Source organism: bacterium (assembly GCA_021372775.1).
GTDB lineage: Bacteria > Acidobacteriota > Polarisedimenticolia > J045 > J045 > JAJFTU01.
Map to the genome: position 1 here is coordinate 1 of JAJFTU010000005.1, position 9,960 is coordinate 9,960.

Annotated in this window: 8 protein-coding genes; 7 read left to right on the plus strand and 1 reads right to left on the minus strand. The window is 65.7% G+C overall.

The window, feature by feature from the left end:
• A partial coding sequence (locus LLG88_00190; protein MCE5245332.1) for a bifunctional ADP-dependent NAD(P)H-hydrate dehydratase/NAD(P)H-hydrate epimerase occupies positions 1-209 on the minus strand: 209 nt, incomplete at its 3' end.
• Positions 210-453: 244 nt separating this feature from the next.
• Between LLG88_00190 and rlmD the strand changes: the two genes are divergently transcribed.
• The 7 genes from rlmD to LLG88_00225 all read left to right on the plus strand — a co-directional run.
• Entirely contained in the window at positions 454-1,860 is a 1,407-nt protein-coding gene (gene rlmD / locus LLG88_00195) for a 23S rRNA (uracil(1939)-C(5))-methyltransferase RlmD (GenBank protein MCE5245333.1), read from the plus strand.
• 4 nt (positions 1,861-1,864) lie between these two features.
• On the plus strand, positions 1,865-3,424 hold the full coding sequence (locus LLG88_00200; GenBank protein MCE5245334.1) for a retropepsin-like domain-containing protein: 1,560 nt from the start codon (positions 1,865-1,867) through the stop codon (positions 3,422-3,424).
• Between the two features lie 13 nt (positions 3,425-3,437).
• A complete protein-coding gene (locus tag LLG88_00205; GenBank protein MCE5245335.1) occupies positions 3,438-3,716 on the plus strand; it encodes a hypothetical protein in 279 nt (92 codons plus the stop codon).
• A 222-nt stretch (positions 3,717-3,938) separates the two neighbouring features.
• Entirely contained in the window at positions 3,939-4,805 is an 867-nt protein-coding gene (locus LLG88_00210) for a nucleotidyltransferase (GenBank protein ID MCE5245336.1), read from the plus strand.
• Positions 4,798-5,697, plus strand: a complete 900-nt coding sequence (locus LLG88_00215; protein MCE5245337.1) for a hypothetical protein — start codon at positions 4,798-4,800, stop codon at positions 5,695-5,697. Before LLG88_00210 ends, LLG88_00215 begins: the two co-directional genes overlap by 8 nt.
• A 39-nt stretch (positions 5,698-5,736) precedes the next feature.
• On the plus strand, positions 5,737-9,534 hold the full coding sequence (locus tag LLG88_00220) for a hypothetical protein (GenBank protein ID MCE5245338.1): 3,798 nt from the start codon (positions 5,737-5,739) through the stop codon (positions 9,532-9,534).
• A 261-nt stretch (positions 9,535-9,795) separates the two neighbouring features.
• Positions 9,796-9,960, plus strand: a 165-nt coding sequence (locus LLG88_00225) for an IS256 family transposase (protein ID MCE5245339.1), incomplete at its 3' end; no start/stop codon positions are given.

Genomic DNA, 9,960 nt, shown 5'->3' on the forward strand with positions numbered 1-9,960 from the left:
CGCCGCGCGGCGACGAAGCCGTCGCCGCCGTTCGAGCCGCGGCCGCAGAAGACGAGCGCGCGCCGCGCCCCTTGTCCCTCGAGCGCGTCGAGGATCTCCTCGGCGGCGAGGCGCCCGGCCTCCTCCATCAGCAAGAGCCCCGGCACCTTCATCCTGCGGATCGTTTCGTCGTCGGCCTGGCGCATGCGCGCCGCGTCCAGCACTTCCATCTCGCCCTCTGCGCCGCCCGAGGCGGCATGGTCGTTCGTCCGGCGACGATTGTAGCCACGCCGCGCGCCGCGGGAAGAGAGGACGGCGGCCGATCGTCGAAGAAGAGCGGCGTCGGGCGGCGGCGCTCGCCGGACGGCGGCGCTCGCCGGACATAGATCGCGGGCGCGGCGAGGCGGCCGCGCCCGCGTGGGGTCGATCAAGGATGGACTGCCCCCCAAGGCGTATCCTTGAGCGAACCACTCAATGCCGTGCATCTACGGCCCTTATCCCGCGGGGCAACTGAGAAATTTGTCAGACAAGAGAGAACGCATCGATTCCGAGACGCCGGGGCCGCGCCCCGGCGAGCGGTTCACGGCCGACGTCTCCGACCTCACGGCGGAAGGCGCCGGCGTCGCGCGGCACGGCGGCCTCGTCGTCTTCGTGCCCGGCGCCGTTCCCGGCGACCTCGTCCGGGCGCGGATCGTCCGGCTGCGGCGCGGCTGGGCCGAAGGGGAGCTGCTCGCCGTCGAGCGGCCCGCGGACGCGCGCCGCATGGCGCCCTGCGCGGCGCAGGACGAGTGCGGCGGCTGCCCGCTGATGGTCCTCGACGAGGCGGCGGCGCTGGCGGTGAAGGGGCGTGCCCTCGCCGAGACGCTGCGGCGCGTCGGCGGGGTCGCCTGCGGCGTCGCGGAGATCGCGCCGTCGCCGCGTCCGCTGCGTTACCGCGGGCGGGTCCGCTTCGCCGTGGCCCCGCGCGGCGAAGGGGCGCAGGTCGGGTTCCATCCGCGCGGGCAGGAGTGCGGCTTCGCGCCGGTGGACGACTGCCTGCTCGCGCCGGAAGGGACGACCGCCCTCGCGCGGGAGTTCCTCGAGCGGCTCGCCGCGTTCGGCCCGGGGCCGTGGCCGGCGCAGCTCGAGGTTCGTTGCTCGTTCGCCTCGGGGCGCCGGCTGCTCGTCGTGCACGGGCCCTCGGTGCCGTGGCCGCACGCGGCCGCGGCGGCCGGCGCGCTGCTGGCGGCGCGGCCTGATCTCGCCGGCGTGGTGCGGCTCGTGCCGCGGCGCGGCGCGCCCCCCTTGGAGCAGCTTCTCGGCGGGGCCGAGGCGGTCCTCGAGACGATCGGCGGCGCGGAGGTCGAGCTGGGGGCGACGAGCTTCCTGCAGGTCAACCCGGCCGCCGCCGAGCTGCTCTACGCGCGGGCCAGGACGGCGCTCGAGGGGCCGAAGGGCGGCCGGCTGCTCGACCTCTACTGCGGCGTCGGGCTGATCGGGCTGCTCGCCGTGGACGCGGACGTCGAGGTCGTGGGGGTCGAGCTGAACGAGGCGGCGGCGGAGCGCGCGGCGCGCGCGGCGCGGCGCGCGGGGCGGACGAACGCGCGGCACGTTGCGGCCGACGCGGTCGCCTTCGCCCGCGAGGCGGCGGAGCGCGGCGAGCGGTTCGAGCGGGTGGCGCTGAATCCGCCGCGCGAAGGGGCCGGGCCGGGGCTCGCGGCCGCGGTCGCGGCGCTGCGGCCGGACGTCGTGGCGGTCGTGTCGTGCCATCCGGCGGCGCTGGCCCGCGACCTCAAGCTGTTCGCGGCGCGCGGCTACCGCACGACGCGCGTCGTCGCGGTGGACATGTTCCCGCAAACCCCGCACCTTGAAGCGGTGGCCCGCCTCGAGCGGGAAGGGTGAGCCTGTGGAGCGTGCCGGCGCCTCGTGGTTGAAAGCGTCGCGGGTCGTCCTTGCCCTGTGCCTCGCGGCCCTCGGCGCGGGGACGGGGTTCGCCGCGGCGCCGGACGGGACGGCGTGTCCCGCGGACGGCGCGTCGCGGCTCGGCGCGTCGCTCTCGGAACTCGCGGACCGCGCCGCCGCGGCGTCTCTCTCCGACGACCCGCGCTGCGCGGCGCGCGGCCTCGCCCTCGCCGACTGGCTGGACCGGCGCGGCGGCGCGGCCTGCGCTCCCGCCGACCGCCTCGCCGACGCCCCGAACGTCGCCGAGGACGCCGACCTCCTGTCGTTCCGCGCCGCGCTTCTCTGGCGCTGCGGCCGTGCGCGCGAGGCGCACGCCGCGGCCCTCGCCGCGCTCGCCCGCGACGACCGCGCCGCGCTCGCCTGGCGGACGCTCGGCCGCGTGCTCGAGGCGCGCCTGCGCGACGGCGCGGCGCTCGCCGCCTACCGCCGCGCGCTCGACGTCGATCCCGACGAGGCCGGCTCGCTCGCCGGCGTCTCCCGCGTCGAAGGGGACCGCGCGCGGCGACGCGAGGCGCTGGAGCGGTACGTCGTCGTCGGCCGTCTGCGCGGCGAGGACGACGAAGAGGTCCGCGGCGCGCTGGAGACGCTCGACTTCCTCGACGCGCTCGGCGACCGCTCGCTCTGGGTCGTCGAACGCTCCGACCTCCCCGGCAAGATCAAGCTCGAGCCGTACGTCGGGCAGGCGGGGCGCGTCTGGGGCTGGCTCGCGCGGCTGCGGATCGGCGCGGCGCGGAACGTGCCGACGCTCGTGGACAGCGGGGCCTCGGGGCTGCACCTCGACCCGCGCCTCGGCAAGTCGTCGGGGCTGCAGCCGCTTGCCGCGGCGACGCTGGTCGGCGGCGGCGGCGAGGGGGAGCACGCGGTGGACCGCGGCGTCGTGGACGCCGTGGACCTCGGGCCGGTCGGCTTCACGTCGGCGCTCGGCGTCGTCGCCGAAGGGCCGCTGCAGGCGCAGGGCGCCTACCGCGCGATCCTCGGCCTCGACGTGCTCGGCAACACGCGGCTCCGCTTCGATCCACGGCGGCGCGTCCTCGACGTCGAGGAGGCGGACGCGCCGGAAACGGCGGACGATCCGCGCGACGTCGATCCGTGGCCGGTTTCGGACCGCGACGTCCCGCTGCTCGTCGTCGAAGGGCACCTGCTGGCGCCGACGACGCTTCTCGTCGGCGACGCGCGGATCGAGACGCTCGCGCTGATCGACACCGGCGCGGCGACGACGCTGGTCGCGGAGACGTCGGCGCGCGCGCTCGGCGGCTGGCGCGCCGGGGGCGGGGCGATGAGCGGCTACGGCGGCGCGGTCGGCGTCGTCGGCACGATGCCGACGATGACGGCGCGGATCGGCGGGCTCGAGGAGACGGTGCGCGACCTGCCGATCGTGGACCTCGGCGCCCGCTCGCGGCTCGTCGGAATGGACATCGGCGCCTTCGTGGGCGAGGATGTCTGGGCCCGCCGCGGATTCGAACTCGATCTCGCCGCGGCGACGCTGCGGCCGCTGCCGCGGTGAGGAGCGAACCGGCATGAGCGACGAGGCGGCCGTCAACCCCGAAGCGCAGCGCGCCCTGCGGCGCGCCCGCTCCCTGGCCGAGCGCCTGCTGCGCGGCGAGCCGCTCGGCGAGCCGATCTTCGAGACGGCGATGGAACTGCTCGACGAGCACGACGAGGATCTGACGCCCGAGGCCCGCGTCTTCCTCGACGAACTCCGCTTCTCCTTCCACGAACTCGCGACGCTCCGCGCCTCCGGCCCCCGGGCGCGCGTGATGGAACGCGTCGTCGCCGCCGCCTCGAAGCTCGCCTGATCCCGCGCCGCCGAGAACGCCGCATCGGCCGCAATCCCCTTGGTTCGGCGGGGGACGACGTCTGTCCGGACTGCCGCCCGTTCGGCGGCGAGATGGGCGCGGTCGGCGCAGATCCATCTCATGGAGAAAGTAACCAACGGCGACATCACTGATGCGGAAAGGGAGTGATGTCGTGCTTCTCACACGGCTTCCCTAAGTGCTTGAGTATGCTATGGTTGGTCTATGGCGACTACCGTAGAAGCTGCGTTTGAGCTCTTTCGCCAGAATTTGGAAATCACGGGCCTCCAGTCGGAGACGGTATCCACGCGTCAGAAAGGTGTCCGCGATGCTGTTGCCCGCGAACTCACAGTCCTTAAGGACTTTCTTGTCGGCTCCTACATGCGGAGCACGATGATCGCGCCACTAGGTGAAGCTGACGTGGATGTGTTCGTCGTTCTGGACCCGAGTTACTACAAATCGACGGGCCACGCCGCATTGTTGGACAAGGTGCGCGGCGTGCTGCTCAAGACATACCCGAAGACTCCGGCGATCAGCCGGAACGGTCAGGCGGTCACCATTACGTTCAGCGACTTTCGTGTCGATGTCGTCCCCGCTGTCGATCGCCAAGGCGGTGGATATCTCATCCCGGACTCCATCAGGAAGACCTGGATCAGCACCGACCCGACGGTCCACATCTCCGAATTGACAGCAGCCAACAAGAGCCATAACGGGGACTTGGTCCGGGTGATCAAGATGCTGAAGTGGTGGAACAAGCGTCACAGTTCTCTATTGCAGTCATTTCACCTTGAGGTTATGGCGTGGTCGTGCCTGAATGGTATTAGGATCCACGATCTGCCGTCCGGCTGCCGCTGGTGTTTCGAAGAGTTGGAACCGATGATCGACGTGATCGTCCCTGATCCTGCGGGCTATGGAGGTGACGTCGGTGCATATCTTGATACCGTAGAAAAACGTGACGCCGTCAAGGCGAGACTGCGGACAGCCGCAGCTAAGGCGCGTGAAGCCGAGGCCGATCAGTATCGCGGGGACGAACGTTGCGCTATCAAGAAATGGGGAGTGATTTTCCCGGACAAGTTCCCCGCGTATGGCTAACGCCGTGTCACAGCAGAACTCTGATCATCAGCTGCGGCGCCTTGCTGCTCAGCGGCGTCTTTATGTGACGGCAAAGCGTTGGCACGCCCTAGATCTCACTCTTGCGGTTGTCGCGCCCCCGGCATGGTCGCTCATCGCGAATCAGCTTGCTTCCTCAAAGCCGTATGCGGCGCTCTGGGGCATAACGGCCGGCCTCTTTTCCAGCATCCTTATCACGCTCCGAATCAACCAGCTGCGGGAGTCCGCAGCTCGGGTTCAAGAGGAGTTTGACTGCAATGCGTTTGAACTCGAATGGGATGAGATCGTGGTAGGAGACCATCCCCATTCGGAGTTGATCACACAGGAAGCACGCCGGTCGAACTCTGCCACAACGGCCGCGACACTGAGAGACTGGTACCCGACAGTTGTGTACCGGTTGCCGATAACTGCTGCGCGACTCGTCTGCCAACGCGCAAATGCGTGGTGGGATCGACAACTACGGCGTAGGTACACGGGGCTCATGATAACGATCGCAGTGGTCGTCTGCTTGGTTGTATTTGCCTTGGGTATTGCCGGTCACGCCACGCTTGAAGACTTCGTTCTGACAGTCGTTGCGCCGCTTACGCCGACCGTTCTATTCGCGACGCGATATGTGAGGGAGAATCACGCTGCAGGCCAAAGGGTGGAACACGTCCAGCGCGCGCTTGAAACCGCATGGAATGCTGTACTCAATCACACGCTAACCGACGCCGACGCCGCACGTTTGTCGCGGAGAGTTCAATCGGCGCTGTTCAACCACCGGAAGAATGCGCCCCTCGTATTCGGCACGGTCTATCGATTGCTGAGGACACGTCAGGAATACGAAATGCAATTCAATGCTGAGCATTTGGCCCAAGAGTATGAGGACGCATAGTCGGGTTCCACCTCAGCCTAGAGTGTTACAAGGTGAGATATGAAGTGGATTACAGCAAGCGATCTAACCAACTGGGCGAACACCAAACAGCGCCACTGCCAAGAGACACTGCCCGAACTAGTGCGACGCCTCATCGCAGCCCACACCGTTGGCGCGCTTGAGGAATGTGACTTTCCAAGCGGCGATTCGGTGGCTATCGGCGGTTGGGATGGTCGCCTGCAAACCTCGGTCGTGTCTCCGTTCATTCCAACTGGCGGGTCCGGCTGGGAGTTCGGTACCGAAAGGTCATCGCGGACCAAGGCTGAAAAGGACTTTAGGAAACGCACCGCGGATCCTCTTGATATTGACCCTAACGAGGCCTCGTTCGTGTTTGTCACGCCGCGAACGTTCAAGGACCGGAAGAGCTGGGTCGCCGAGAAGAAGGCACTCGGCGGATGGAAGGACGTCAGGGTTATTGCCAGCTCGGAGCTTGAGGAGTGGCTGGACGCCACCCCGGCGGTGGCTCTGTGGCTTGCCCGCCAAATTGGAAAAGTCGGATCGAGTAACATCAGAGACTTGGAAGCGTTCTGGGAGGAGTGGTCTACAGGCACGGAGCCGGTGCTGACGCCTGCGCTTGTCAGCGCTGGGCGGATCAAGGACGCAAGATCCATTCAGGAGTGGCTCCGCGGCAAACCAGCGATTCACGAAGTCCAAGCTGACCACCCGGACGAAGCGATCGCGATTCTGTATGCGGCAGTGGCAGAACTAGGGGAGGTAGAACGAGGGCAGGTGCTGGCACGAGCAGCAGTCGTACTGACCCCAGGCGAGATGCGTCAGCTAGTTCAGGCGTTCCCGAACGATCCGCTCGTGATTGTAGGCACAGGAGAGTGTCTGGAGATTGCTCCGGCTGCCGTAGCCCGAGGCCACCACGTTTTCCTCGCGATCGACAGTAAGGCGGTCGCGGGGCACGGCATACATCAATTGGCACGCCCAGACCGACAAGTAGTTGAGAGACTCCTGCATGAGGCGGGACTGTCAGAAGGGGAGGCGCAGAGGATCGCCCGAAATATGGGCCGCAGTATTCCGGTTCTTCGGCGGCATCTATTTGGGACGGCAGCTATAAGCGCGCCCGCATGGGCAAGCGCCGAATCGGCACGGGTTCTCTTGCCCGCACTATTTGCTAACACCTGGGATGAAAGCAAATCAGGGGATGGTGAAGTCGTCGCCGCACTTGCCGGCACGGAATACGAGAAGGTAGTTGGAACCCTCGCGCCGTTTCTGACTGCGCAGGAGGCACCGGTTCGAAGAGTCGGGAGCGTATGGGCCGTTAGCGCGCCAATCGACCTATGGTACCTGTTGGCGACTCACCTCACCCGAGATCAGCTGACGCGCTTCGAAAGCGCGCTGCTTGCAGTGTTGAGCAAGACCAATCCAAAATATGACCTCGAGCCCCGGAAACGGTGGGCGGCCAGCATCTACGGAAAAGCAAGTGCCTACTCAGGATGGCTGCGGAGCGGTCTTACCGAGTCGATGGCCATACTCGCCGTATACGGTGATCGAGCGCCTGCGGGCGCCTCAACGGAACAGTTTGCTGAGTACATCGTCGGCAAGGTGCTACAGGACTGCGACTCGTGGCAGGCATGGGCATCGCTCTCAGACGTGTCCCCGCTCTTGGCGGAGGCCGCCCCAGACGCGTTTCTGGATGCTGTCGAACGCAGGATCGCTGCCAGCCCAGAGGTGTTTCGGGAACTGATGAAGGATGATGAAGCAGGGGTCGGTTTTGGCGGGGAGTGTCGGCACTGCGGACTGTTGTGGGCCCTTGAGAGCCTATCCTGGAGCAGAGATCACTTCGGCCAAGCTGTGAGTGTGCTTGCCGAACTGGCCGAAATGGACCCGGGTGGTCGCTGGGGCAATCGGCCTTTGGCGAGTCTCAGAGCGACCTTTTTGCCTGGACTACCTCAGACTCACGCCACACCGAAACAGCGGCTTGAAGTACTGAAACGTCTCATCACTAGAAATCCTCAACTCGTGTGGAAATTCGGTCTGGGTTACTACAGTAATGCCACCATATCCGAATCGCATCGCTTTCGGTGGCGCGAGACCGGCGGCACGCGACGTGGCCTCACGCTGGAAGCTGATCGAGAATACCAGAAGTACCTGCAGGGGTTGCTTCCGATTCTGGAAGATCTTGCGTGTGCGCCTGGAAATGTGGCGCGTTCTATGGATGGGTTCTTCCAACTCCCGGATCAGACTAAGGCGAAGCTGCTGGAAGCGCTTGGAGTGCTGGACACTACATCCCTGACAAGAGCGGAACGTGATCAACTGCTCGAGAACACCCGAGCAACCCTTAACTGGATCAACAGCTATGGCAATGAGGATCATCGTCTTCACGTCGGGGCGCTTAACGCAGTGCTCGACAGGTTTGCGCCTGATGACGTTATCGAACGAGTTGGGTGGGTGCTGCGTACTCCATGGCCTCGCCTGCCGGGCGGCGAGTCAGAAGACCACCGTGTCAATCAGACAGTGCTGAAACGTGAACAGACTAAAGCAGCCCGAGAGGTGCTCGACGGCGCGAGCCTAGAAGAGATTCTGGTGTTCGCGGCCGCGGTTGAATATCCGAACGTTGTCGGCTATGCAATGGCGTTGGCTGTGCGTGATGAGGAAGAGTCCGGCAGTGTTCTTGATGCCTTCTTGACGCGGAAGAGCGAGATGCCCGGCCTCGTGCAAGCGTTTGCAGCCGGTCGCGTGGAAAGTGTCGGTCCGAGCTGGGTTACTGGAGAGATTGCGCGCCTTAAAGCGACCGGCCAATACTCACCGGAGGTCGCTGCGCTCTTGTATCTCGCTTTACCACCCACAAGCGATGTCTGGGATGCGGTATCGGCCGCGGGCCAATTGGAAGAAATGGCGTATTGGAAACGCGCGAGTGGCTTTTCCGTTGACCAGCGCGGGACTGACGTAGTCATCGCTGCACGGAAGCTGTTGCAGGTGGGCCGGCCGAAGGCTGCACTCAGAGCGGCCGGAGGCCGTGATGCCGCACTTCCGAGTGATCTGGTTCAAGCGATACTGGCGTCGCTCGCAACAGCCGATGACAAGGAAAACGGCCCCGATGTGATGAACCCGTTCTATCTCGGCAATCTCTTTGATCAACTCTACCGAAATGACGATCTGTCGCTAGAGGTAATCGCTAAGCTGGAATGGCCGTTTGCATCGATGATCGAGGACATGAGCAGACACATGTCGCAACCGAGCGCGCTTCATCGGCTGCTTCAACGAAACCCGCAATTGTTTGCGTTTCTCGTTGGCGTATTGTACCGACGCGATGATCGTGAGCCGAACGCAGCGGATGAGGGAGTCAGCGAAGAAGCGAAACAAGTCCAATATAACTTAGCACACCACATCCTGGATTCGTGGAGACTCCTGCCCGGGATGCAGCAGGACGGATCCGTTAATGAAACGGAACTCGCCCAGTGGATCGAGGCCGCTCGCTCAGAGTGCCGTCTGACCAACCACGTGACGGGCTGCGACCTGCAGCTCGGGTTAATGCTGGCGCGTGCGCCGGCCGATGCCGACGGGGCATGGCCGCACGTCGCTGTCCGGAATGTAATCGAGGGATTGCGCAACAGGATTGTGGATCAGCAGATAGAAGTCGGGATTCTCAATGGTCGTGGCGTAGTCTCTCGGGCTCTTGATGCCGGGGGTGCGCAAGAGCGTCAATTGGCAGCGCGTTACCGGGCGCAGAGCGGTGTGGTGAGGGCCAAGTGGCCAAGGACGGCGGCAGTCCTGAGGCGTATTGCCGAACGTTACGATGCTCAGGCGAAGCAGGAGGATATCGATTCGGATCTAAACGACCTGCGTTGAGACTGATGCCGGCCGGCTCAACAAGACGCCCGCTTCAGATCGCTCTTCCCCAATTGCCACGGGAGCGTAACGTCGCTTCTGTAAATTGAAATCTTCGAGCGCCGCGCGCCGCGTCCATCCGGCGTCGTTCGCGTCCGCCCGCGGAGCGGAGGCGCGCGGCGCGCCGGAGCGGAGCGGGCGGACGCGGCGCCGCGGGGCGCTTGTGCGGCGGGCACCGATCGGATCTCCTGTGTTTGAGGACAGAGGAGAGGAGCCGAACCGATGGCCCACCGCGAGACCGATTCTACGACGGCAGGCGACGTCCTGCGGATCCTGATCGACAACGGCCTGGACGGGATGGCCCGGGCGCTGGAGACGCTGATGAACGAGGCGATGAAGCTCGAGCGCGCCGAGTTCCTCGGCGCCGCGCCCCACGAGCGCACCGAG